General features: G+C 63.4%; 22 protein-coding genes and 2 pseudogenes. 14 read left to right on the forward strand and 10 right to left on the reverse strand.

The features are described from left to right. The gene (locus tag JYK05_RS13700; RefSeq protein WP_206469010.1) at nt 1–1,365 is read left to right on the forward strand and encodes a replication initiation protein; all 1,365 of its coding nucleotides are present in this window, start codon (nt 1–3) and stop codon (nt 1,363–1,365) included. Nucleotides 1,366–1,396: 31 nt separating this feature from the next. Here the strand turns inward: JYK05_RS13700 and JYK05_RS13705 are convergent. The 3 genes and pseudogenes from JYK05_RS13705 to parA form a co-directional block, all read right to left on the reverse strand. Continuing rightward, nucleotides 1,397–2,281: pseudogene (locus JYK05_RS13705) on the reverse strand (ParB/RepB/Spo0J family partition protein); the annotation flags it as partial. 74 nt (nt 2,282–2,355) lie between these two features. Beyond that, nucleotides 2,356–2,461, reverse strand: a pseudogene (locus tag JYK05_RS26690) (chromosome partitioning protein ParB); the annotation flags it as partial. Nucleotides 2,462–2,485: 24 nt separating this feature from the next. Next, on the reverse strand, nt 2,486–3,148 hold the full coding sequence (gene parA / locus JYK05_RS13710) for a ParA family partition ATPase (protein ID WP_206469012.1): 663 nt from the start codon (nt 3,146–3,148) through the stop codon (nt 2,486–2,488). Nucleotides 3,149–3,390: 242 nt separating this feature from the next. On the opposite strand from parA, the gene JYK05_RS13715 reads away from it, so the two are divergent. Then, on the forward strand, nt 3,391–5,817 hold the full coding sequence (locus JYK05_RS13715) for a GNAT family N-acetyltransferase (protein ID WP_206469014.1): 2,427 nt from the start codon (nt 3,391–3,393) through the stop codon (nt 5,815–5,817). On the opposite strand, the gene JYK05_RS13720 is transcribed toward JYK05_RS13715, so the two are convergent. Both JYK05_RS13720 and JYK05_RS13725 read right to left on the reverse strand, forming a co-directional pair. After that, complete coding sequence (locus tag JYK05_RS13720; RefSeq protein WP_175940819.1) at nt 5,814–6,359, reverse strand: hypothetical protein; 546 nt, start codon at nt 6,357–6,359, stop codon at nt 5,814–5,816. The two genes, JYK05_RS13715 and JYK05_RS13720, sit on opposite strands and share 4 nt — an antisense overlap. Before the next feature lie 88 nt (nt 6,360–6,447). Then, nucleotides 6,448–7,248, reverse strand: a complete 801-nt coding sequence (locus JYK05_RS13725; RefSeq protein ID WP_241269955.1) for an IclR family transcriptional regulator — start codon at nt 7,246–7,248, stop codon at nt 6,448–6,450. A 194-nt stretch (nt 7,249–7,442) separates the two neighbouring features. On the opposite strand from JYK05_RS13725, the gene JYK05_RS13730 reads away from it, so the two are divergent. Genes JYK05_RS13730 through JYK05_RS13745 form a run of 4 tightly spaced genes read left to right on the forward strand, consistent with a single transcriptional unit; the run spans nt 7,443 to nt 11,024 of the window. Beyond that, the gene (locus JYK05_RS13730) at nt 7,443–8,489 is read left to right on the forward strand and encodes an aldo/keto reductase (RefSeq protein ID WP_206469016.1); all 1,047 of its coding nucleotides are present in this window, start codon (nt 7,443–7,445) and stop codon (nt 8,487–8,489) included. Further along, complete coding sequence (locus JYK05_RS13735; RefSeq protein ID WP_241269956.1) at nt 8,486–9,334, forward strand: amidohydrolase; 849 nt, start codon at nt 8,486–8,488, stop codon at nt 9,332–9,334. Before JYK05_RS13730 ends, JYK05_RS13735 begins: the two co-directional genes overlap by 4 nt. A 52-nt stretch (nt 9,335–9,386) precedes the next feature. Further along, a complete protein-coding gene (locus JYK05_RS13740; protein WP_206469018.1) occupies nt 9,387–10,130 on the forward strand; it encodes an SDR family oxidoreductase in 744 nt (247 codons plus the stop codon). Between the two features lie 45 nt (nt 10,131–10,175). Further along, a complete protein-coding gene (locus JYK05_RS13745) occupies nt 10,176–11,024 on the forward strand; it encodes an ureidoglycolate lyase (protein ID WP_175940823.1) in 849 nt (282 codons plus the stop codon). Nucleotides 11,025–11,093: 69 nt separating this feature from the next. Here the strand turns inward: JYK05_RS13745 and JYK05_RS13750 are convergent, their stop codons facing one another. Beyond that, nucleotides 11,094–11,531 (reverse strand): PaaI family thioesterase, encoded by a 438-nt coding sequence (locus tag JYK05_RS13750; RefSeq protein WP_206469020.1) that lies wholly within the window; start codon nt 11,529–11,531, stop codon nt 11,094–11,096. 247 nt (nt 11,532–11,778) lie between these two features. Between JYK05_RS13750 and JYK05_RS13755 the strand changes: the two genes are divergently transcribed. After that, nucleotides 11,779–13,320 (forward strand): methyl-accepting chemotaxis protein, encoded by a 1,542-nt coding sequence (locus JYK05_RS13755; protein WP_206469022.1) that lies wholly within the window; start codon nt 11,779–11,781, stop codon nt 13,318–13,320. Here the strand turns inward: JYK05_RS13755 and JYK05_RS13760 are convergent. Next, the gene (locus JYK05_RS13760) at nt 13,317–14,429 is read right to left on the reverse strand and encodes an AGE family epimerase/isomerase (RefSeq protein WP_241269957.1); all 1,113 of its coding nucleotides are present in this window, start codon (nt 14,427–14,429) and stop codon (nt 13,317–13,319) included. The genes JYK05_RS13755 and JYK05_RS13760 overlap by 4 nt on opposite strands. Before the next feature lie 105 nt (nt 14,430–14,534). On the opposite strand from JYK05_RS13760, the gene JYK05_RS13765 reads away from it, so the two are divergent. The 7 genes from JYK05_RS13765 (at nt 14,535) to JYK05_RS13795 (ending at nt 20,513) form a co-directional block, all read left to right on the forward strand. Further along, nucleotides 14,535–15,218, forward strand: coding sequence for an MgtC/SapB family protein (locus JYK05_RS13765; protein WP_206469026.1), 684 nt, complete (start codon nt 14,535–14,537; stop codon nt 15,216–15,218). Between the two features lie 108 nt (nt 15,219–15,326). Continuing rightward, nucleotides 15,327–15,965: a hypothetical protein gene (locus JYK05_RS13770; RefSeq protein WP_206469027.1), complete on the forward strand. Its 639-nt coding sequence runs from the start codon at nt 15,327–15,329 to the stop codon at nt 15,963–15,965. A 214-nt stretch (nt 15,966–16,179) separates the two neighbouring features. Further along, on the forward strand, nt 16,180–16,332 hold the full coding sequence (locus tag JYK05_RS13775; protein WP_175940828.1) for a hypothetical protein: 153 nt from the start codon (nt 16,180–16,182) through the stop codon (nt 16,330–16,332). Between the two features lie 234 nt (nt 16,333–16,566). Then, a complete protein-coding gene (locus JYK05_RS13780; protein ID WP_175940829.1) occupies nt 16,567–17,184 on the forward strand; it encodes a flavin reductase family protein in 618 nt (205 codons plus the stop codon). Nucleotides 17,185–17,439: 255 nt separating this feature from the next. Then, nucleotides 17,440–18,618 (forward strand): glycine betaine/L-proline ABC transporter ATP-binding protein, encoded by a 1,179-nt coding sequence (locus tag JYK05_RS13785; protein ID WP_175940830.1) that lies wholly within the window; start codon nt 17,440–17,442, stop codon nt 18,616–18,618. Beyond that, nucleotides 18,611–19,513 carry a choline ABC transporter permease subunit gene (gene choW, locus JYK05_RS13790; RefSeq protein WP_175940831.1) on the forward strand — a complete coding sequence of 301 codons (903 nt, stop codon included), beginning with the start codon at nt 18,611–18,613 and terminating at the stop codon, nt 19,511–19,513. The genes JYK05_RS13785 and choW overlap by 8 nt, the downstream gene beginning before the upstream one ends. Nucleotides 19,514–19,520: 7 nt before the next feature. After that, nucleotides 19,521–20,513, forward strand: a complete 993-nt coding sequence (locus tag JYK05_RS13795) for a GlxA family transcriptional regulator (protein ID WP_206469028.1) — start codon at nt 19,521–19,523, stop codon at nt 20,511–20,513. 37 nt (nt 20,514–20,550) lie between these two features. Here the strand turns inward: JYK05_RS13795 and JYK05_RS13800 are convergent, their stop codons facing one another. From JYK05_RS13800 to JYK05_RS13810, 3 genes are all read right to left on the reverse strand, one after another. Beyond that, the gene (locus JYK05_RS13800; protein ID WP_206469029.1) at nt 20,551–21,315 is read right to left on the reverse strand and encodes a class II aldolase/adducin family protein; all 765 of its coding nucleotides are present in this window, start codon (nt 21,313–21,315) and stop codon (nt 20,551–20,553) included. Nucleotides 21,316–21,339: 24 nt separating this feature from the next. Next, a complete protein-coding gene (locus JYK05_RS13805; RefSeq protein WP_175940834.1) occupies nt 21,340–22,425 on the reverse strand; it encodes a GlxA family transcriptional regulator in 1,086 nt (361 codons plus the stop codon). Nucleotides 22,426–22,543: 118 nt separating this feature from the next. Next, on the reverse strand, nt 22,544–22,858 hold the full coding sequence (locus JYK05_RS13810; protein ID WP_206469030.1) for a hypothetical protein: 315 nt from the start codon (nt 22,856–22,858) through the stop codon (nt 22,544–22,546). Between the last annotated feature and the right edge of the window lie 174 nt (nt 22,859–23,032).

Consider the following 23,032-nt stretch of genomic DNA (forward strand, 5'->3'; position numbering starts at 1 on the left):
ATGGCGACCAGGCGCGCAAAGAAGACCGACGTAGTCAGCCCCAGCTCCGCGGAACTGCGCAAGGCCGTTGAGGCCATCGCGATTCAGCCTAAGAGCGGGAAAATCACGCTGCTGACGCGCAAGCTGTTCAACGTGTTGCTCGCCGTCGCCCAACAGGCGGACGAGTCCGGTGATACCTATCGCGCGCTGCTCTCCGACATAGTCGCGAATTCGGCCTTCGATTCGAACGACACGGCACTGGTCAAAGAACACTTGCGCCGCATGGTCTCGGTGCAAGTGGAGTGGAGCACGGGTACATCGAGCCAGAAACCCGGCCGCAAGTGGGGCATATCCACACTCATCGCGGACGCGGAAATTCTCGAGGACCCGTCGACGCGTCGGGTTTGGGTCGAATTCTCGTTTGCGCCAAAGATAAAAAAGAAGCTGCTTGACCCGGTTCAGTATGCCAGGTTGAGTCTCCAGTTCCAAAGCCAATTGCGCAGCAGCGCTGGCCTTGCGCTCTACGAGATCTGCGTCCGATATCTGACGAATCCCAGCCATCTAACCATGCGCGAAACCTGGGAATGGTGGCGGCCGATCCTGTCCGGCACGCCCGATACGGAGGCCGGCGATGAGGCAAAACGCGAGTACAAGTACTTCAAGCGTGACTACCTGCGCCCCGCGATTGCGGAAGTCAACGCTGTAACGAATATCTTTGTCGAACTGGTGGAGCATCGCGAGGGGCGTCGCGTCGCCGAGATTCAATTTCGCGTGACCGAGCGCAAGCAGCCGATGCTTGCGTTGGACGAGCATCCGAATGTTTTCGACAGCACGCTCGTCGATAGAATGGTGAAGATTGGCATTTCGCTGAAGGAGGCGCAGACGCTCTACGCCGACAGCGAGGAGAATCGCATCCGCGCCGCATTGCTGATGACGGAGCAGCGCATGCGCAGCACGACCCTACCGCCGGTTCGCAGCGCAGCCGCTTTGTTCAAAGACGCTCTGAAGAAGGGCTATGCGCCGCCGGTCGAAGCCTTGCCGTCCGTTGCGAACGGCGCATCACCGCGGGCCGGTGCGCCGAGCGCCTCGGCGGCGGACGATCTGAAAGCGCGGTTGTTAGGGGAATTCTCGGCCTTCCGACGAAAAGAAGCGCGCGCGATGTATGAAGAGCAAGGTGAGGAAGAACGGGAGCTGGCACGTCAGAGTTTCGAGCAAGAACTGTTGCCGGAGCTTGGAGCGCATATGCGCGACGATTGGCGAAAGCGCGGATTGGATTCCAAGCTCGCGGAAACATCGTTCTTTGACTGGCTCGCCCGGCGGACGTGGGGCGAGCCGACCGATGGCGACTTGCTCGCTTTTACGCTGAGCCAGTCGCGAGCGAGCTGACGAGGCGGCGCGCCCCGTCAGCTGCGCACCGTTAATTCTGCGTGTTGGCCCGTTCCAACATCGTCTCAATCTGATGCAGCAACTCGTCGCGTTTCTCCCGCGACAAGCCCCGCAGTCTCAACTCAAGCCGGTCTTCCCCATAAGATTTCAGATCCCCGACTGCAACGCCGTCCAGCTTAACCTCCAGGCGTTGCGCGTACCGTTGGCGACCGAGCGGCTTCGGTGCCTCTTGCGCACTGGCGCGCCCCTTCACGATATCGGCGACCTGGCGAGTGCTTAGGTCGTCCGACGTAATCTTATTGATGAGCCTAAGCGTCGCGTCGCTCCCACGCGCAGCGTGATAGCGCGAGACCTGGTACGCCATATTCGAACCGAACCGGTCCGGCCGGGCCACCATCTCCTGCATCACGTTTTCGGGGAGCTTCGCGATAGACAGCGCGACCGCGATTGTCGATTCGTCGAGCCCAAGATGTTCGGCTAGTTCGCGTTGGCTTTGAAAGTGTTGCTCGTCGAGGAACCGACGCCACACGACCGCGTTGTCGAAGACGGTCTGCGAATCGCGCTGCACGTTGAGGTCGTAGCCGAGCTTGTAACTCTCGATGCCGATCGGCAAGTCCACGACGACTGCCTTGACCGTCTCCTTGTTGGCCTCCTTGAGCGCCCGCACGCGCCGGCCGCCGTCGCTCACGAAGAACATGCCAGGTTCATCGTAGTCAGGAATGACGTGGATGGCTTGCTGTTGACCCTGTTTCGCCAGGTTCACTGCGAGTTCGGCGATCGAGGCCTTCAGATAGAAGTGCCGTGGGTTGAACGGGCTAGGCTTGATTGCCTTAAGCGGCAAATCAATGACCTGCCCTGCCGTGTATCGATTCGCTCGTCGCCAAGCTCGATACGGCTCGGATTCGTGTACTGCATCATTGTCGGATCGCTCCTCGGAGGCGAATGCGCTCGACCGGCCATTGGCTGCGGCTTGCGACACCTGCTGTAGGTCGACGATGCCGTCAATCGCGTTGAGTCGATCGAGCGCGGTTCTCTTCTCGCTGCTCGTGGTATCGGGACGGGCTTTGAAGCCCTTTGCGAACTGCGACGGTTTCATTCCGGGTCCTTTATGCGCATAAAGTCAGGCGACGATGGCCAGGATCTCGTCGGCACACGCGCGGATCTCGGCCGCTGCGAGCCGTGAGCCGCGATCTGTCATTTGCAGCACAGTCTGACCGAGCGCCATGGCTTGTTTGTAGCACTCACGCGTCGGGATCTGCGTCTTCAGCAGCGGAAAGCCGAGCTCTTCAAGTGCGACTTTTAATTCGCGCGTCAGCATGCGTTTCTCTTCGGTCTTGTTGAGCAGGAACACCGCGCGTAGGTCTTCGTTCATGACCTGCGCTTGCTGCACCAGCTTGACGAGCCCGACGCTCGACCAGTAATCAGCGGGCGAGGACGACGTCGGAATGACTGCGATGCTTGCGGCTAAGAGCACCACGCCCGACACCTTCTCCGTAATCGACGGCGGACAATCCACGACGATGATGTCGTAGTCGTTGATGAACTTCCTGATCTCGCGGTGGATCTGGCCGCCCGCCTCCGAAAGATTCACCACCGGAAACAAAATGCCGGACGCGTCTTCCGAGGCGGCGCTTGACCAATGAATAAGCGTGTTCTGGCCATCAGCGTCGACGACGAGCACGCGCTTGTTCTTTTCATGGAAGGCCGCGCCTAGGTGCATCGCTATTGTGCTTTTGCCGACACCGCCCTTCTGTTGCGTGATCGCTATGATTTCCGCCGCCACGTTTCGCTCCGAAAATGTACGCTTGGAATTCTACATAGCGATAGAGTTTTTTCCAGCGATATTGGACGTAATACTACGCGTTAGCTGAACGGATAAGGCTTTATGCGCATAAAGCCCCTTTCCGGCGCAGCGGCGGTGTGCTTTATGCGCATAAAGTCTTGCGCGCCAGATCATCCGCCTGGCGTTGGGCAGTATTGGAAAATCGCCTATGCTTACCGCTCACGTACTTGGCGAGGGTTGCCATGACAGTCCGTAACCTCGACACTCTTTTCGCCCCGCAGTCAATTGCGGTCATAGGCGCCTCCTCACGCGCGGGCAGCATCGGTGAGATGGTATGGAAACGGGCAACGTCGTGTGGATTCGCCGGCCCTGTCTGGCCCGTGAATCCGCGTTACACATTACTGGAGGGACAACGCGTCTTTCCAGACGTCGACAGTCTTCCTGATGCGCCGAGCGTCGCGGTATTGTGTACACGGCCCGAGACTTGGCCCTCGCTGATTGAAGCTCTCGGTCGGCGAGGAACGAAGGCGGCGGTCATTATCGGCGAGGCGCACGGGAGCCGCTCCGCTGCGTCGAATGAGCCATCGGTCGGTTCATCACAGTTCGACTGGACAACTGGCACGCTGGCTGCCGCCCGCCCGCATTTGCTCCGCGTCGTTGGGCCGGCGAGCCTTTGCGTCATGACGCCTTCAATCGGCGCCTGTCTCGGTGCGCCGGTGTGCGACGTGAAGTCGGGCGGAGTCGCATGGGTGTCTGCATCCAACGCGCTGACGAATGGCGTCTTGGGATGGGCCCGCGCTCGCGGCCTCGGCTTCTCGAGAATCGTGGCCCTTGGGGACGAAGCCGATGTTGACGCCGGGGACGTCGTCGACTTCCTGGCGAGCGACGCGTCGACGCGCGCAATTCTGCTCGCCATCGAGACGATAAGCGCAGCGCGAAAGTTCATGTCCGCTGCGCGTGCGGCCGCGCGAAACAAGCCCGTGCTCGTGCTGCGCACCGGTCACGACGACCCGTTCGATCGCCTGTACGGTGCTGCGTTCAGGCGCGCGGGGCTAGTGCGCGTCGACTCACTCGACGACCTTCTCGACGAAATCGAGACCCTCGGCGTAGGCCGCGTCGCCGCTAGCGACGTGGCGACCGTCGTCACGAGCGATCGCGGCGTCGCGGCGCTCGCGAAAGACGCATTCGGCGCGGCGGGAGGGGGGCTCGCCCCCTTTCCTGGGGCTGCACGGGACGCCGTTGCGATCGCATTACCGAAAGCGGAAGGGAGCAATCCACTGCTGCTCGGCGACGACGCGGCAGCGAACGACTTCGGTGAAGCCCTCCGGACGCTCGCACCGTACCGCGAGACCGGGACGGTATTCGTCGTGCATGCGCCGACGCACAGCGCACCGGTCGCGGACGTTGCGCGCACGCTGATCGCGGAGCGTCAGCATAGCTATCGCGGTCTGCTTGCGTGCTTCTTCGGATGCATCGATGCGGCGACGCGCGATGATCTTCACGCAGCAGGGATTCCCGTGCATACGACGCCGCATCGACTAGCGCGCGGCTTCGCGCGACTGGTCGATTTCCGGCACGGCCGTGAACTGCTCATGCAGACGCCGGACGGCTTACCCGCAGACGTGCCGAAAGACATCGACGATGCGCAGCAGGAAGTCCGCGAGGCGCTGGCGAACGGCACGACCGAGTTGAGTGGGGCGCGCGCATCGCGCATTCTCGTTCGCTTTGGCATCGCCGTGACGCCGGGCCCTTGCGGTGCACAGTCCAGCGACGGAGTCGAAATACAAACGCGCCTTCTCAATCATCGCGTCTTTGGCCCTGTGTTCGAGTTCCGGGCAGAGGGCGCGCTCGGGCTCGCGGATGCGCTTCATGAATTCTCGCTGCCGCCGCTGAATCCGGTACTCGCTCGCGATCTGATCGCACGCTCGCCGCGCTCACGGGAGTTGCCGGGCGACATGCTGCTTCACGCGCTCACCGCGTTGTCGCAACTGGTCTGTTATGTCGAGGAAATCGTCGCACTCCGGCTGACGTTGAAGGTGACGCGCGACTCAGTTGCCGTGCACGAGCCGCAACTCACGTTGGGCGCGCACCGCAAGCCGCTTGCGATCGTCCCGTATCCGCGCGCGATGGAAGAGACGCTCGACTGGCGCGGCATGCGCATCACCGTGCGCCCCATTCGACCGGAAGACGAAGACGCGCATCGGGCATTCGTTGCTGCGAACACGGCGGAAGACTTGCGACTGCGCTTCTTCGGCGCAGTGCGCAGCTTCGATCATTCGCAACTCGCGCGAATGACGCAGATTGACTACGACCGCGAGATGGCGCTCATCGTGACCCGAACGAATGCAGACGGCGCGTCCGAGACGCTTGCTGTCGCACGCGCCATCGCCGACCCGGACAACGAGACGGCCGAGTTCGCGCTCGCCGCGCGCTCCGACATGAAAGGGCAGGGCCTAGGCTCGCTGCTGCTCACGCGAATCATCGATTATGAGAGAAAGCGCGGCACGCGATGGATGATCGGCGAAGCCCTGCGGGAGAACGCGGGCATGATCGGGCTGGCGCGCAAGCTCGGTTTCGAACTGACGCGCACCGACGACCCGGGCGTCGTCGGTTTCAGGATGCGGCTCGGCGAGACACCGGCACAACCGCCGTCCGTCGCGCGCAGTTAGGCGCCGATCTTCGAGAGCGCGTCGTCAATTTGTTCGCGCGATAGCGACAGTTCGTTCAGCAATGCTTCGGCATACGAAGCGCCGGTTTCGCGCTCGAGCCGCGCGATAGTGAGTGCGCAGCGCGCGGCGTCCTTCGGCGTCGCGATGAACGCCTTCACGGAATGTCCCGCCGTGAACGCTTCGAAGAGCGGCGTGCGAATCTCGTCGGGCAACGCGCGCGACGTCCACTGGTACGGCTTGCCGTTGTACGTCAGTTGCGGCGGCAGCGTGCGCTCTTTCTTCGCAGCGGGGATCAGGCCGTAGGTGCGCGCCGCTTCGCCGATCTGCTCGGGCGAGAAGAGTTCGTCCGGGCTAATGTCGAACTGCGCGATGTGCGCTTCGATGGCCTGCATGGCGGCGGCGCGATCGTCGCGTTTTTTCTGCGCGCGGGCGACGATGTCACGCAGTTCATCGGCCTCGTCGGTCGTGATGGTGAAGCTCGCTTGTTTTTGTTGAAGCTCGGAAAAGCGCAGGAACTCGGAATCGGAGAGAAGTTTCGCCATGGATGATGCGTCGAGATAGGCACGGCGGCTCGCAATGGGCAGCCGCTAATTTGAGAGGGCCGCCATTCTAACGTGATCCGCGCGGGGTTCAGACGCGTGACATCGAAAGCGCGGCCGCGGCATCTCTCAGCAGCGAGGTGACTTCCTCGATGGACGGCGCCACGTACTCGTCGATCCGCCGCATGTACGGGCACGTCAGCGCCGCGATCGCTTGCCCGGACGGACCGAGCAGCGGGAACGTCACGTCCGTGATGCCGAAGGTTTGCTGACTCTCCTTCTTCGAGAAGCCTGCTTTCCGAATTCGTCGGTAATCGGCGTCGAGCACGCTGCGGTCAATCGGCAATTCCCCTTTGACTTTCGTATGCTCGGCCAACATGTGGTCGCGCTGTTCGTCGGTCTGAAAAGCCAATATCACGCGGCCCGATCCTGTGTCGATCAATCCGACGCGCGAGCCGAGACGCACGGAAATGCCCCAGGCGCCCGGGCCGTCCACCTGCGCGATGACGAGCAAGTTGCCGCGGTCATAGACGGCGAGATGCACCGATTGCTCCGCGGCGTCGGCGAAACGCTGCATGACGGGCAACGCCTCTGCGATCAGCCGGTTCATCGGCGGATGGCGGTGCGCGAGCGCGTACAGCTTGAGGCTCAACGAGTAGCGGTCGCCTTCGGGCGAGCGCACGACGTACTGGCGCGCAACCAGCCGCTCGAGCATGCGATACATCTCGCTCGCGTTGCGCCCGAGCAGCTTCGTGATTTCCGCACGCGTGAGTCCCGACTTCTGCTCGGCCAGCAATTCAAGAATGTCCAGTCCCTTGTCGAGGGCAGGCGCGCGATATCGGTCGGCATCGTTGTCTTCCGCGTCCACGGCAGTTGGCGTCTGTCGGTTCATGTTTCGGCGTGCGTCGGGGCGGCCGGCCACGGTGCTTAGGGAATACACCGACCGCTTGTTGCCGCGCCATCCTTGACTTGGTTTTGTGCGTCTATGAATAATACGTTCATTAATGAATGTTTTGCCACCCCGAGCGTTAGATCCGCCAACCGCTCGATCCGCAGTCCATCGCATCAACTCTCCGAGGCTTGCAGATGACCGCTGAAACGCAGGACGTTTTGCCCCGACGCCGAATCGGATCGACTTCGCTTGAAGTGACGGCGCTGTCGCTCGGCACTGCGCCGCTCGGCGGCCTCTATCACGAACTGACGGAAGACGAAGCGCGCGCGACCGTGGATGCCGCGTGGCAAGCGGGCCTCCGCTTCTTCGACACTGCGCCGCACTACGGTCATACGAAGGCGGAGCATCGTTTGGGCGATGCGCTGCGCCGGTATCCGCGGCAAGACTTTGTTCTTTCCACGAAGGTCGGCCGCCGTTTCGTGCCGCGAACGACGCCCGATGACGGAAGCGAAGGCTGGGCGAATCCGCTGCCGTTTCAGGCGATCTACGACTACACCTACGACGGCATCCTCCGCTCGTTCGAAGACAGTCAACATCGGCTCGGCATGATCGATATCGACATCGTGCTCATTCACGATATCGGCCGATACACGCACGGCGAAAAGAACGCGCACTATTGGCGTCAATTGACGGACGAGGGCGGTTTTCGCGCGCTCGATGAGTTGAAGCAATCGCGCGGCGTCAAAGCCGTCGGGCTCGGCGTCAACGAAGGCGCAGCCGTCATGGAAGCGATGGCCGAATACGACATTGACTGCGCGCTTCTCGCCGGACGTTACACGCTACTCGAACAGAACACGCTCGACGATTTGCTGCCCGAATGCGAGAAGCGCGGCGTCAGCATCCTGCTGGGCGGAGCGTTCAACTCGGGCATCCTCGCACGTGGCCTGGATACGAACGCGCACGGCGATCTCAAGTTCAACTACGGCGACGCGCCCAAAGAAATCGTCGAACGCGTCGGCAAACTAGAGCGGGTCTGCCGCGACTTCGGCGTCGCGCTCTCCACCGCGGCGCTCCAGTTTCCTTATGCGCATAAAGTTGTGGCCACCGTGCTGATGGGCGCGCGCACGCCCGACGAAGTGCGCCAAAACGCCGCCTCGTTCGCGACGCCGATTCCGCCCGCGCTGTGGGATGCGCTGCGCGCCGAAGGGCTGCTTCACGCGAACGCGCCGGTGCCGCGATGATGCCGGACGACTCAATCGACGCGCATCAGCATTATTGGGACCCTGCGCGCGGCGATTACGGCTGGCTCACGCCCGAGCTCGAGCCGCTCTATCGCGTCTTCGGATCACACGATCTCGCGCCGCTGCGCGAGGCGACGGGCGTCGCTCGCACCGTCGTCGTTCAGGCTGCGCCGACCGTCGATGAAACCCGCTATCTGCTTGCGCTGGCCCGCGACGATCAATCGATGGCGGGCGTCGTCGGCTGGATTCCGCTCGATTCCGACGACGCGCTCGAGATCATCGACGAATTCGCACGCGATCCGAAGTTCAAAGGCGTGCGCCCGATGCTTCAGGACTTGCCCGACGATACGTGGATCGCTCACGCGCCCCGCGAAGCCGCGATACAGCGCCTCATCGAGCTCGATCTCGCCTTCGACGCGCTCATCTTCGCGCGGCACGTGCCGTCGCTGGTCGAGTTCGCGCGGCGGTATCCGTTGCTGCGCATCGTCGTCGATCATGGCGCGAAGCCGCCGATTCGCGACGGCATCGACGCGGGCTGGCAACCCTGGGCCGATGGCATCGCGCAACTCGCGGCGCTGCCGCAGCGGCCCTACTGCAAGCTGTCGGGCCTCGCCACCGAAGCCGCGCCGAACTGGACGGAGGCGAAGCTGCAACCCTACGTCGCGCATCTGATCGAGCAATTCGGCGCAGAACGTCTGATGTGGGGCAGCGATTGGCCGGTGCTGAACCTCAACGGCGGCTACACTGAATGGCATGCTGCCGCCACGCGCCTCACCGCGCATCTCGGAAAAGCCGGGCAAGCGGCGATTTTCGGCGCAAACGCCCGCGCGTTCTACCGTCTCTGAGACCTGCCATATACCCGGCATGTCTCAAAATTAACCTGGACTGGAGCAGTGGATGGTACAAAGACTGGCAGGCAAGACCGCGCTGATCACGGCGGCCGGACAAGGCATCGGGCTCGCGACGGCCGAAATGTTCGCGGCTGAAGGCGCGCGCGTGATCGCGACGGATATCCGCATCGAATCGCTCGAAGGCAAGCCGTTCGAGGCGCGCCAGCTCGACGTTCTCGACGCGCAGGCAATCAGCGACCTCGCGAACGAGATCGGCGCAATCGACGTGCTATTCAACTGCGCGGGATACGTGCACGCCGGCTCGATCCTGGAAGCGACCGAAGCCGACTGGGACTTCGCCTTCGACCTGAACGCGAAAGCCATGTACCGGACGATCCGCGCGTTCCTGCCGGCCATGCTGGAAAAGGGCGGCGGCTCGATCATCAACATGTCGTCGGCGGCGTCGAGCGTGAAGGGCGTGCCTAACCGCTTCGTGTATGGCGCGTCGAAGGCGGCGGTCATCGGCTTGACGAAGTCGGTCGCGGCGGATTTCGTCACGCGCGGCATCCGCTGCAACGCCATTTGCCCGGGCACCGTGGAATCGCCGTCGCTGAAGGAGCGCATCGCGGAGCAGGCGCAGGCGCAAGGCGCGACCGTCGAGCAGGTGCAGGCCGCGTTCGTCGCGCGTCAGCCGATGGGGCGCGTCGGCCGCGCGAGCGAGATCGCGGCGCTCGCGCTGTATCTCGGCTCCGACGAGTCGTCGTTCACCACGGGTCAGATTCACGTTATCGATGGCGGCTGGTCCAACTGACCGTCCGTCGCTTTTCAACTTTCAGAACCACGAGGATCACATCAGATGAAGCTGCTTCGTTACGGCCCCAAGGGTCAGGAAAAGCCGGGCCTGCTCGACGCGGACGGCCAGATTCGCGACCTTTCGTCGGTCGTGGGCGACATCGCCGGCGACACGCTGACCGATGCGGGCCTGGCGAAACTGCGCGCCGTCGATCCGGCGTCGCTGCCCGTCGTCGAGGGCAATCCGCGCATCGGACCGTGCGTGGCGCGCGTCGGCAAGTTCGTGTGCATCGGCCTGAATTACGCGGACCACGCCGCGGAATCGAACTTGCCGGTGCCGACCGAGCCGGTCATCTTCGGCAAGTGGACGAGCGCCATTTGCGGCCCGAATGACGATGTCGAGATTCCGCGCGACTCGAAGAAGACGGACTGGGAAGTCGAACTGGGCGTCGTGATCGGCAAAGAAGCGAAGTACGTCGATGAAGCCACCGCGCTCGATTACGTCGCGGGCTATTGCGTGATCAACGACGTGTCCGAGCGCGAATGGCAGCTCGAACACGGTACGCAGTGGGACAAGGGCAAGGGTTTCGACACCTTTGGCCCGATCGGTCCGTGGCTCGTCACGAAGGACGAAATCGACGATCCGCAGAAGCTCGACCTGTGGCTCGAAGTGGACGGCCATCGCTATCAGAACGGCAACACGAAGACGATGGTCTTTACGGTCGCGCAACTGGTCGCGTACTTGTCGAAGACGATGAGCCTGCAGCCCGGCGACATCATTTCCACCGGCACGCCGCCGGGCGTCGGCATGGGCGTGAAGCCGAGCCCCGTGTTCCTGAAAGCCGGTCAGACGATGCGTCTCGGCATTCAGGGCCTCGGCGAGCAGCAGCAGAAGACCGTCGCGGCCAAGTAATACCCCGCGCGTTCCAAACAGAAAACCTCGCCGCGGCGAGGTTTTTTGCTTCTGGGCCAGAAGAAACCCCTACGCGTCGTAGAGCGCTTCGGCGGCGCCGTCGCCGATGCGCGTGATCGTCCCCTGCGCCACCGCGACGAGCCGCTCGGTATTGCCGTCGGTGACGAAGACATCGCATTGGCAAGTCGCCTGCGCCATGCCCGCATGAACCACGCGCGCCCGCGCCATCAGCGTCCCCGTCACCGCCGGGCGCAGATGATTGATCTTGAATTCGCCCGTGACCACCTTCGGACCGAGCCGCAATGCGCCCGCGAAGGTGAGCGCGTTGTCGACCAGATAGCTCACCACGCCGCCATGCACGAAGCCGTGTTGTTGCCTCAATTCGTCGCGGATCGGCAGACACAGCGTGAGACTCGCTGAATCGACCTGCATCAGCTTGGTGCCAAGCAAGGCGCTGAACGGCTGCGCGTTCAGTGCACCGCGTGCGATATCGACAATCTCGGCCATTCGGACACTCCTTGGTGGGTTCGGCGCCGTCCTGCAAAGACAATAGATAGCGTTCGCGCGCTTCGCAAGGAAGTTCGGCAAAAATCGTGCAATGGTGCGTTTCGGCGTGCCACGGCGCCCGGCGCCACCGGCATCGATTCTGCATAGACACGCTTTCCGGCTAACGATTCAAGCTTGTCGCGATGCCTGCCGTAAACCCGCACTGTCGCCGTCATGGAACGGTCAATCGTCAGTACGGGTGGAAGTGATGTTTGGAAAAATCAAGGTTGCATCAGGCTTGCTTGCGGTACTCGTCGTGTTCTGCGTCTTTCAACTCGTGACCGAGGGCCTCGGCTTCTGGTCGCTTTCGAAGACGCACGACGACGTCAATAATCTTTCGGACATCGCACTGAAACAGGTCAACGCCGTCAACAAGACCACGCAGCATCTGATGGATGCGCGCATCAACCTGTCGCGCGCTGGTACGCGCATGGTGCGCGGCGGCACGGAGCCGGTGGAGATCGTGCAGCATGCGCGCGAAGAACTCGCGAGCGCGGAGAAGTCGTTCGGCGCTTTCATGAACGCGCCCAAGACCGGCGATGAAAACGTCGCGCGCATGAACGCGCTGCAGACGAAGTACGCCGAATACGCGAAGGCGCTGTCGGAACTCGTGCAGTATCTCGACGCCGGCAATATTCAGGCGTTTCTCGATCAGCCGACGCAAGGCTTTCAGGACCGCTATCTCGCGGAACAGCAGAAGTTCGTCGATTTCGGCAATGCGTCGAGCAACGCGTACCTCGAATCGATCGACACGCGCTACGCGTGGTTCCGCGCGGTGGGCATCGTGATCGCGCTCGCGCTGATCGGCGGCGTCGTGCTCGTGCACTTCGCGCTGCGTCGCGGCGTCATCGCGCCGCTGGAAGAAGCCGGCCGCCACTTCGAGCGCATTGCGCAAGGCCGCCTCGATGAGCGCATCGCGGATCGCGGCACCAACGAAATCGGCCGCCTGTTCGCCGGTCTCGCCGCCATGCAGGCGAGCGTCGCGAACACCGTGAAGACCGTGCGCGAAACGTCGGAATCCATCAACTTCGGCGCGGACGAAATTGCAAGCGGCAACGCGGACTTGTCGGCGCGCACCGAGAATCAGGCGGCTTCGCTGGAAGAAACCGCATCGAGCATGGAAGAGTTGACCGCCACCGTGCGCCAGAACGCCGAACACGCGCGCGAAGCGAACGCGCTCGCAGGCGAAGCACTCGAAGCGACGTCGCGCGGGTCGAGCGTCGTGGACGACGTGGTCGACAAGATGCGCGTGATCGCGCAAAGCTCCGACAAGATCGCCGAGATCATTTCGGTCATCGACGGCATTGCGTTCCAGACGAACATCCTCGCGTTGAACGCGGCCGTCGAAGCGGCGCGCGCAGGCGAGCAGGGCCGCGGCTTCGCGGTCGTGGCGGGCGAAGTGCGCGGCCTCGCGCAGCGTTCGGCGCAATCGGCGAAGGAGATCAAGGAGTTGATCGGCGAATCCGTCGCTCAGGTCAGCGACGGCTCGGAACTGGTCGAGCGCGCCGGCTCCGCGATGCGCGAGGTGTCCACGTCGATCTCGCGCGTCACGCAGATGATGGCGGAGATCAGCGCGTCGTCGCTGGAGCAGAGCGTCGGCATCGAGCAGGTGAATCAGGCGGTCACGCAGATGGACGAGATGACGCAGCAGAACGCGGCGCTCGTCGAGCAGGCCGCGGCTGCCGCGTCTTCGCTGCACGAGCAGACGCGCCAGTTGAAGGCGGCGGTTTCGGTGTTCCAGCTCGCCTAAGCAGGCAACGACGCGTACGCCGTGGCGAGGTGATACGGCGTCGTCGACGGCATTTCCGCCCGGCTGATGCTGCCATCGGCCGCGCGGCATTCCACCCATCCCCGCGCGTGCAAGAAGCGCGCGGCGTATCGGCCGATCTGCTCCCCGAGCGCGTCGCCGCGCGTGGCGAGCGCCCGCAGATATTCCGTCTGCGCCCAGATGCGCTGCGTGCCGTCGATCACGCGGCCGGTTTCATCGAGCGCGGCGAACACCCCGCCCGTCTTCTCTTCGATGCCGTGCTTCTGCGCGAAGTCGAACGCGCGTTCCAGCCGCTCGTCCAGCGTGACGCCCTTGAATGCGGCATGTCCGCTGCCCTTGACCAGGAAATACCATTCGAACTGATGTCCCGGTTCCAGCCGGTTGTCCGCCGCGCCGATAGGCAATTCGGCGATGCAACCCGTCGGCTCGTGCACGAACATGCGCGCGATCCATTCGGCGAGCGTGGCGAGGCGCGCGTCGTACGCGGTGTCGCCCGTTGCTTCGCGGGCAGCGAGCCACGCTTCCGCAAGGTGCATCAGCGGGTTCTGCAGCGGACCTTCCAACGTCGCGGAGAAGTCTTCCGCCACGACGGCGTTCAGCACTTCCCCGACATGCGCGAACCGCGTTTCGATGAGCTTCGCCGTTTCATCGACGACGGCGAACGCGCGCGCCGATCCGCTCTTGCTCGCGTAATGCGCGCACGCGAAAACGACGAACGCGTGCGTGTATAAGTCCTTTTGCCGCTCGAGCGGCGCGCCGTTTGCATCCACGCTATAGAACCAACCGCCGTTGCGCGTGTCGTGAAAGTAGTGCTGCAACGACTCGAACAAGGTCGCGGCGTGATCGAGATCGCCCGCATCCGTGAAAACGAAAAGTTGCCGCGCGCACGCCATCGCGCGGTAACGCTTGGGCGGCAGCGGCGCGTGGTCGTCGGGACCGACGGCTTCGAACGGCAGACGCAGCGTCGCGTTGAAGCCGGGGCCGCGCCACAGCGGAAGCACGACGTTCGCGTAATGCGCGCGCAGCGCCGCGCCGGTTTGAAGATGCGCGGACGGCGTCGATGGCGCGCCGGGCGTGGATGGATGTTGCATGCGACAGTCTTTAGAAGTGTTCCGAGAGGCGCTACGGCGTAGCCTGGCAAGCATAGCAAACGGCGCTCGCCGCGCGACAAGCCGGTATCACGAGGAGAGAAAAACATGTTGAACAACGTCGAACTTGTTTCCCGGCTCGTCATGGCCGCCCTGCTCGGCAGCGTGATTGGCTTCGAGCGCGAGCGGCTTTCGTGGGCCGCCGGGCTGCGCACGCATATGCTCGTGTGCGTCGGCTCCGCGCTGATCATGATCGTGTCCGCGTTCGGCTTCGCGGATGCGCTCAAGGCGGAGCATGTGGTGCTGGACCCATCGCGCGTGGCGGCGCAGGTCGTGTCGGGCATCGGCTTTCTCGGCGCGGGCTCGATCCTTTTGCGCGGCGAGATCGTCCGCGGCCTGACGACGGCGGCGAGCCTGTGGTCCGTCGCGGCAATCGGGCTCGCGGTCGGTGGCGGCCTGTACACGGCGTCGATCGCGGCGACCGCGATCATCCTCGTCATTCTGGCGGGGCTGAAGCCGCTCGAGCGACGTTTCATCTCGGTGAGGCAGCGCCGACAACTGACGATGCTCGTCGATCGCGGCTCGCTCTCGTTTCATGCGCTGCACGAGGCGCTCGGGCCGGGCAGCGTGCGTGTGAAGCAGTTCGTCGTGCAGCAGAGCGAAGAGTCGCCCGATTCGGACGAAGTGCAAGTGGAGTTGTCGCGCGTATCCGAAGCGGAGTATCGGTCGATCTGCGCGCGCTTGCGGCAACTCGACGTCGTCCGCGAGTTTCGCGAAGACGGCAACGCCTGAGCGGCGGCGCGCGAGTGCATCGCACGGATGCGAAATTGAACGCCGAAACATCGCGCAAAGCCGCTGGATAAGGGCCGTAGCCGTGCGACAATGCGGCCTCGAAATTTATTGCCGGACCGCGTGGGCGCGCTGCGCGCCAGCAGTTACGGCCGCAGTCTTTCGATCCGCAGCTTCCGACCTATGCCAGATTCCGCTGTACCCCGAAATCCTGACGTCTCATCGGACGATACCGTTCCTTCCGCGAAAGCCAGCCGCCGGAGTCCGGCGCGCACCGCGCAGCGCGTCGCCCAACTGCGCGAAGCGATCCGCCCCGGCGAAACGCTCGACCTCTTCGCCGAGGACGCGGAACGCGCCACCCAGCAGGCGATGAACACCGATATCCGTCAGGGCACCTTCGAGGGCTTCGAGTTGCCGGAGGTGTTTCTGGCGGCAGTGGAATCGTCGGCGAGGCGGCGCGCAGCGCGTGCGGCGGCGCCAACGGAAGCGCGAGCGGAGACGCCGATGCAAGGCGATCTGATCACGGATTCACCTGATTCAGGCGACGAAGCCCCGACGCTCCTTGCTACCACGACCGCTTTTCCTTCGCCCGATACCGTCTCGCTCGATCGGCACGTCGCGGCGGTTGCCTCGCACTCGTTCCAGTCGTTCGCATGGCTCTTGTGCGCCATGCTCGCGACCTACGCCAGCGTCATCGCGCAGCCGGTGACCTGCCTCCCCACCGTTCCCGACCTTCTCAGCCCGCAATAGCGCGCTGCGGCAATGTGCCTCGGCGTGGCCCGCGATGTCCGTCACGCGGCCGCTTCCGTCGCGCCCCTAATTCGCAGCCGGTCAAAAAAGCCGTGTCTGTAGAAAAACTACAACATTTTTGGGAAGAAAATGCTGCATTGCACTAGGAATCCGGCAGGGCAAACCCTATAATCATGGCTAAGGGAAAACCCTCAATCACCAACCGGAGTCTCACATGAGCTACCTCTTCGCACTGCTGCAAAAACTCGCTTCGTTCTTCGAATCGCCGCACCTGCCGATGGACAAAGACTACTCCTATCAAGCACGTTTCCGTGAATCCGAGCGTCAGCGCAAGGCACGCGGCACGGCTTTCGGCATCCGTCTGTAATGCGCGGCTAAAGGCGGCGCGGGACACACACTAGAAGCAATATGCGACGGCAAGCGCCGTACACCCGCCCGCCAGTTCTGTAGTTTTTCTAGCAGTTTTCTAGCATCTCACTTCCGCGCTCACAAGCGCGCGACACGGCATCATTTCCCCTGCAGTTTCTCCGCGCCCGTCGTCCGACGAGCCGCCGCGGTATCCTTTCGTTCTCACGAACCCTCGCGCATTGCGCCGCCCCTCATGACCGGCGACACCCACTTCTACGATCCGAGCGAAGGCCACGGCCTGCCGCATGACCCATTCAAGGCAATCGTCGCGCCGCGCGTCATCGGCTGGATTTCCAGCCGCACCGCCGAAGGCGGCGTGAACCTCGCACCGTACAGCTTCTTCGGCGCGTTCGCGACGTTCCCTTACGTGATCGGCTTCTCCAGCGAAGGCCGCAAGGACAGCATCAGCAACATCGAGGCGACCGGCGAATTCGTCTGGAATATGTCGACGCGCCCGCTCGCCGAGCGCATGAACCGCACGTCCGCGCCGGTGGCGCCGGAGATCGACGAATTCGAGCTCGCAGGCTTGACCAAAGCGCCCGGCCGCAATGTCGACGTGCCGCACGTGGCCGAGTCGCCGGCGGCGCTCGAATGCCGGCTGCTACAAGTGGTGCGCATCCACGATCTCGCCGGCCAGCCGATGAACAACTGGCTCGCGCTCGGTCAGGTGGTGGGCGTGCATATCCGCAGCGAGTTTTTGAAAGACGGTCTCTTCGATACCGCCGCCGCGCGCCCGATCATGCGCGCGGGTTATCGCGCCGACTACGCCGAGATCGGCGAAATGTTTCAGATGATTCGCCCGAGCGCCTGACCCCAAAGGCGGAAACATCGGCTTCGCGCCGCGACTTGTCGTGGCGCGACACGCATCCACCGTTGCGCGCTTCTCTCTCTTCTTCCGCAAAGCCTTGTCCTGCAAGGGCGTCCGGCTGTCAACCGCGAAACTGCGACAAATCGGTGTCGTATTTCCACATGTGATTGTCGCAAATAGTCGGCTCACGGCACTTTTTTCTGGCAACTATGTATGCAGAGCGCGGAAGCGCGTCCGCCACGGTTCTGGAGAATGTCGATGGATTCCCCCAAGGTAGTGGTCGAAGGGCTGTGCAAAGTGTTTGGCAGCAACCCCAAACAGGCGATCGACCTGTTGGCCGGCGGTGCGTCGAAGGAAGAGGTGTTTTCGCGTACCGGCCAGATTGTCGGCGTCCACAACGTCTCGTTCGATGTCAGGGAAGGCGAGATCTTCGTGCTGATGGGCCTGTCCGGCTCCGGCAAATCCACGCTGATTCGCCTCATCAACCGGCTCGTCGACCCGACCGCCGGCAAGGTGCTGATCGACGGCCGCGATGTGGCCGCCGTGCCGCGCTCGGAACTCACGGCGCTGCGCCGCCGGGACATGAGCATGGTGTTCCAGTCGTTCGCGCTGATGCCGCAGCGCACGGTGCTGTCCAACGCCGCGTTCGGGCTGGAAGTGGCGGGCGTCGGACGCAAGGAACGCGAGTCGCGCGCCATGACCGTGCTCGAACAAGTGGGCCTCGCGCCGTTCGCGCAGAAGCTGCCGTCGCAGTTGTCGGGCGGCATGCAGCAGCGCGTGGGCCTCGCGCGGGCGCTTGCCGTCAATCCTTCGCTGATGATCATGGACGAAGCGTTTTCCGCGCTCGATCCGCTCAAGCGCAAGGAAATGCAGAACGTGCTGCTCGACCTTCAGCGCGAGCAGCGCCGCACGATTCTCTTCGTCTCGCACGATCTCGAAGAAGCCATGCGCATCGGCACGCGCATCGCGATCATGGAAGGCGGCCGCGTGGTGCAGATCGGCACGCCGCAGGAAATCATCAAGAATCCCGCCGACGACTACGTGCAAGCCTTCTTCGAAGGCATCGACACGAGCCGTTACCTCACGGCCGGCGATCTCATGCAGACCGATGCCGTGCCCGTCATGAAGCATTCGCCGCAGATCGACGCATCGAGCGTCGCGAAGACGCTCAACGGCAGCGCGGAATACGCGTTTGTGCTGGACGCCGAGCGCCGCATTCGCGGCTTCGTCGGGCGCGACGCCACGGGCAACGCCGTGCCGCAAATCCATCATGTCGAATGCATTCAGCGAACCATGACGCTCGACGACGTGGTGAATCGCGTGGTCGCGAGTCCCGCGCCGCTGCCCGTCGTCGATGCAGACGGTTCGTACTGTGGTTCGGTCAACAAGACGAACGTGCTCCAGGTCTTAACGCGCCATCGAGGTTCCCATGTCTGAAATCATTCCGCTCGGTAGCTGGGTCGATCACGGCGTCCACTATCTGCTCGATCACGACGCCAAAACGTTCGACTCCATCGGCAAAGTCATCGAGAGCTTCGCGGCGCTCATCGAACACGGTCTGCAGGCCATTCCGATGTGGGCGCTCATGGCGATTTTCGTCGGCATCGGGTTGTGGCGCGTCGGCTGGCGTTTCGCGGCGTTCACGCTGCTCTCGCTCCTGCTCGTCTACGCGACAGGCTTCTGGGATCAGATGGTCATCACGCTAGGTCTTACGTTGTCCTCAACGTTTATCAGCTTGTTGCTCGGCGTGCCGCTCGGCATCTGGACCGCCAAGAGCAAGATGGTCGAAATGGTCGTGCGCCCCGTGCTCGACCTCATGCAGACCATGCCCGCCTTCGTGTATCTGATTCCTGCCGCGATGCTGTTCGGCCTCGGCCGCGTGCCCGGCATTCTGTCGACCGTCATCTTCGCGATGCCGCCTGCTGTGCGCCTCACCTCGCTCGGCATCAAGCATGTGAATCGCGAGATCGTGGAAGCGGGTCAGGCGTTCGGCTGCACGCCGTGGCAACTGCTCTATAAGGTGCAGATTCCGAACGCGCTGCCGTCCATCATGACCGGCGTGAACCAGACGATCATGATGGCGCTGTCGATGGTCATCATCGCGTCGATGGTCGGCGCGGGCGGCCTCGGCAACGACGTGCTCGCGAGCATTCAGCGGCTGGATATCGGCTTGGGCTTCGAGAGCGGCTTGTCGGTGGTGTTGCTGGCGATCATCCTCGATCGCATCACGGAGAGCTTCGGACGTTCGCCCGGCATGGCTCGCGCGCCGCTTCTCTCGGGCTTCAAGTCCGTGATGCGCGTGCGCCGCGCGCCGGCCGCGCAACAAGGTTGATGCGCCCATGAAGCGCGATGCGATCGCCCCCGCAGCCGCCGAATCGCCGCTCGCCCATCTCGCGCACTTCGGCTTTCTGACGCTGCCGAACTTCTCGATGATCGCGTTCACGAGCGCGGTCGAAGTGCTGCGCATGGCGAACTACATCGGCCGCGCGGAGCACTACCGATGGTCGGTCATCACGCCGGACGGCGAGCCGGCGCGCGCGAGCAACGGCATGACGGTCAAGCCTGCAACGACGCTCGACGAAGCAGGCATGCCCGACGTGCTGATCGTGTGCGGCGGCTGGCACGTCGCCGATTATGTCGACGACACCGTGATCGCGCTGCTGCAGTGCGTGCATGAGGCGGGCGTGCCGCTCGGCGGCATCTGCACCGGGCCGTATGCGCTTCTCGCGGCGAAGCTGCTGGACGGCTACCGCTGCACGCTGCACTGGGAAGACATGTCGCCCGTCAACAAGCGCTTCCCGCATGTGCGCTTCGCCGACGAGCTTTTCGTGATCGACCGTGACCGCGTAACGTGCACGGGCGGCACGGCGCCGCTCGACCTGATGCTCAATCTCGTGAGCCTGCGGCTCGGGCAGGCCCATGCGGCGCAAGTGTCGGAGCAGTTCATCGTCGAGCGCATACGTGGCTCGACCGACTATCAGCATATTCCGGTCGATGCGCGCGTCGGCTTCTCGCGCGCCGAACTGGTCGAAGTAGTCCGGCTGATGGAAGCGAATATCGAAGAGCCGCTTTCGCTCGACGAACTCGCGCGGCTCGTGCATCTTTCACAGCGGCATCTTCAGCGCATGTTCAAGATGTTCCTCAGCGTGTCGCCGACGCACTACTACCTGACGCTGCGCCTGCGACGCGCCCGCGATCTGTTGCGCAACACGGATGCATCGATTGCGCGCGTGACGAGCGTCTGCGGTTTCCATTCGCCTTGCCACTTCAGCAAGGCATATCGCGCGCAATTCGGCCATGCGCCGAGCGCGGAGCGGCGTCTTTCCGCGTGACCGCCGCTGCGCGTTGCGTCACGAAGCTAGCTGACGATCACGTTCGATAATCCGTCTTGCCGCCTTCGATCATGCGCAACGCGGCCTGCCATTGCAGCGCGGCAATGCTTTCCATGCTGTCGCTGCGATACTGCGCGGCGGTCGTTTCGCACACTTCGGGCGAAGGCAGATTCAGCTCGCCGCCGCCTGCGAGCGCGCGCAGCTGAATCTCGCAGGCCCGTTCCAGAAAATAGATTTCCTGAAACGCAGCGGGAATCGAACGGCCGCATGCAAGCAGCCCGTGATTGCGCAGGATCATCGCGTTATGCGGGCCGAGATCGTTGACGAGACGATCTCGCTCCGCGAGATCCAGCGCGATGCCTTCGTAGTCGTGATAGCTGATCTGCCCGTAGTACTTCAGCGCATGCTGGCTGATGGGCAAGAGCCCCTGCTTCTGCGCGGAGACCGCCGCGCCCGCCGGCGTATGCGTATGCACGACGCAAACCACATCCGGCCGCGCCATGTGAATGGCCGAGTGAATGGTGAAGCCAGCCGGATTCACGCGATACCGCTCGGGATGCTCGGCCGCGTTTGCATCGACCGGACGGCCTTCGCTGTCGATGCGCACTAGGTCCGACGCGCGCATTTCGTCGAAGAGCACGCCGTATCGGTTGATGAGGAAGTGATGCTCCGGCCCCGGCACGCGCGCGCTGATGTGCGTGAAGATCATGTCGGTCCAGCGAAAATGCGCGATGACGCGATACAGCGCCGCCAGGTCACAGCGTAGCGCCCACTCTTGCTCCGAATAACCGTGAGTCTCCATGCCAGTCTCCTTCGTTGGAATTGGTCAGATGGCCTGTGCGCGGCCGGGAAACGTCTCGTCGTAGTCCATTGCGTGATGCACTTCCTCGGTGTCTGCGCCGCGCTGCTCGCGATACATCATCGGCGGCAGACCGAACTGCTTGCGAAATTCGCGGCCGAGGTGCGATGCATCGGAGAAACCGCAGCTCGACGCGATATCGGCCACCGTCTTGTCCGAGCTGGTGAGCAGCCATGCGGCCGTGCGCAGCCGCACCTGCTTGGCGTACGCCTGCGGCGCCTTGCCCGTCTCGGCTTTGAAGAGGCGTTCGAGTTGCCGCGTCGACATGTCCAGCTTGTGCGCGAGTTCATCGAGCGTGAGCGAACGGCCGACGTGCTGCTCCATCAGAAGAATCGCGCGCTTGACCTTCGGATGCGTGGCGGGCGCGAGGCCCGGCGGATGCGGCTGCGGCGCGTTGCCCTTCTGCATGTCGTCGACGAGCAGAATGCGCAGCGCCTTTTGCACCGTCGCGGTCTCGAAGTGTCGCAGCAAAATGGCGGCGGCCACGTCGATGGAAGCGCGCCCGCCCGAGCAAGTGATGCGCCGTCTGTCGATCACGAACAGCCGGTCCGCGACGAGCAGTTGCTCGTCCGCTTGCGGAAAACGCTCGACGAAGTCCCAGTAGTGGAACCAGCTCACGCAGACGCGATGGCCGTCTAGCACGCCCGCGCGCATCAGCGTGAAAACGCCCGTGCACATGCCGACGATGGTCGCGTCGCGGGCAGCGGCGCGGCGAATGAATTGCAGCGTGGCATCGCTCGCGGAAGCCCCGGAATGCAGCAGGCCGCCGACGACGACCACATAGTCGAACGGTTCGGCCTGCTCGTAGGTTTCCCACGGCGTGATCTGGATGCCGCAGCTCGCGCGCACCGGCGAGAGCGTTTCGCCGATCACGCTCCACGAGCAGCGCACCGGGCGGCTGAAGTCGCCTTCGTCAGCGGAAAGACGCAGCAGATCGACGAAGCCGGAGAACGCGGTCAGCGTGAAGTTCGGCAACAGCACGATGCCGAAGCGGATGCGCGATTTCGATTGGCCGTCGATGGAGAGCGGCGGAAGAGATTCTGCGGGATTCATGCGCGTGCGGTGCGGCGGCTCTGGGGTATGCGGCGAGCATAACACCGGGCACGCGCAACGGGCGCATGGTCAGAAAGGAAGGAAACGCCGCGCAGAACGCGCGGCGTGAAGCGATGAATCAGGCGCCGAGAACCGCGAACGCCCAGGCGAACACGCCGCCGATCAGCGCGCCCGTCGAACGGCCGAGCAGGCTCGCGACGGTGTAATCGCCCCAGCGCTGCTCGACCTCGGCTTTCAACACGCCGAAGTAGCGCAAAACCGGATCGATGGAGCAGACGAGCATGAGCGCGACCCACAAAGGCGCTTCGCGGGTGAGGACATGTTCGGGAGCCAGAACGCCTGTCGCCTGAAGCGCGCCGACGACGCCGACGCCGACAAGAAACGCGAAGACCCAGGACTTGAAGAACTGATCGGGAAGAGCGTGACTTTCCATTGCTGCAAACGGGTTAAACGGGGGACTGGAAGACGAGAGACGCATTCGCGCGGGCTCTCACGGACCTAGGGAATATACCGAGACGTATTTGTTTAGCCGTTCGGAGCAATCTCAAAAATGCCCCGGTTTGCAACGAAACTGCGCAGGAACGCGCTGCGGCCTGCGCGCTCTGGT

It is taken from the genome of Caballeronia sp. M1242 (assembly GCF_017220215.1).
Taxonomy (GTDB): domain Bacteria; phylum Pseudomonadota; class Gammaproteobacteria; order Burkholderiales; family Burkholderiaceae; genus Caballeronia.

Bases quoted from the DNA above. Each gene is read 5' to 3' on its own strand.
- JYK05_RS13700 (WP_206469010.1), top strand. From the start codon at position 1: ATGGCGACCAGGCGCGCAAAGAAGACCGACGTAGTCAGCCCCAGCTCC.
- JYK05_RS13715 (WP_206469014.1), top strand. From the start codon at position 3,391: ATGACAGTCCGTAACCTCGACACTCTTTTCGCCCCGCAGTCAATTGCG.
- JYK05_RS13720 (WP_175940819.1), bottom strand. From the start codon at position 6,359: ATGGCGAAACTTCTCTCCGATTCCGAGTTCCTGCGCTTTTCCGAGCTT.
- JYK05_RS13725 (WP_241269955.1), bottom strand. From the start codon at position 7,248: ATGAACCGACAGACGCCAACTGCCGTGGACGCGGAAGACAACGATGCC.
- JYK05_RS13730 (WP_206469016.1), top strand. From the start codon at position 7,443: ATGACCGCTGAAACGCAGGACGTTTTGCCCCGACGCCGAATCGGATCG.
- JYK05_RS13735 (WP_241269956.1), top strand. From the start codon at position 8,486: ATGATGCCGGACGACTCAATCGACGCGCATCAGCATTATTGGGACCCT.
- JYK05_RS13740 (WP_206469018.1), top strand. From the start codon at position 9,387: ATGGTACAAAGACTGGCAGGCAAGACCGCGCTGATCACGGCGGCCGGA.
- JYK05_RS13745 (WP_175940823.1), top strand. From the start codon at position 10,176: ATGAAGCTGCTTCGTTACGGCCCCAAGGGTCAGGAAAAGCCGGGCCTG.
- JYK05_RS13750 (WP_206469020.1), bottom strand. From the start codon at position 11,531: ATGGCCGAGATTGTCGATATCGCACGCGGTGCACTGAACGCGCAGCCG.
- JYK05_RS13755 (WP_206469022.1), top strand. From the start codon at position 11,779: ATGTTTGGAAAAATCAAGGTTGCATCAGGCTTGCTTGCGGTACTCGTC.
- JYK05_RS13760 (WP_241269957.1), bottom strand. From the start codon at position 14,429: ATGCAACATCCATCCACGCCCGGCGCGCCATCGACGCCGTCCGCGCAT.
- JYK05_RS13765 (WP_206469026.1), top strand. From the start codon at position 14,535: ATGTTGAACAACGTCGAACTTGTTTCCCGGCTCGTCATGGCCGCCCTG.
- JYK05_RS13775 (WP_175940828.1), top strand. From the start codon at position 16,180: ATGAGCTACCTCTTCGCACTGCTGCAAAAACTCGCTTCGTTCTTCGAA.
- JYK05_RS13780 (WP_175940829.1), top strand. From the start codon at position 16,567: ATGACCGGCGACACCCACTTCTACGATCCGAGCGAAGGCCACGGCCTG.
- JYK05_RS13785 (WP_175940830.1), top strand. From the start codon at position 17,440: ATGGATTCCCCCAAGGTAGTGGTCGAAGGGCTGTGCAAAGTGTTTGGC.
- choW (WP_175940831.1), top strand. From the start codon at position 18,611: ATGTCTGAAATCATTCCGCTCGGTAGCTGGGTCGATCACGGCGTCCAC.
- JYK05_RS13795 (WP_206469028.1), top strand. From the start codon at position 19,521: ATGAAGCGCGATGCGATCGCCCCCGCAGCCGCCGAATCGCCGCTCGCC.
- JYK05_RS13800 (WP_206469029.1), bottom strand. From the start codon at position 21,315: ATGGAGACTCACGGTTATTCGGAGCAAGAGTGGGCGCTACGCTGTGAC.
- JYK05_RS13805 (WP_175940834.1), bottom strand. From the start codon at position 22,425: ATGAATCCCGCAGAATCTCTTCCGCCGCTCTCCATCGACGGCCAATCG.
- JYK05_RS13810 (WP_206469030.1), bottom strand. From the start codon at position 22,858: ATGGAAAGTCACGCTCTTCCCGATCAGTTCTTCAAGTCCTGGGTCTTC.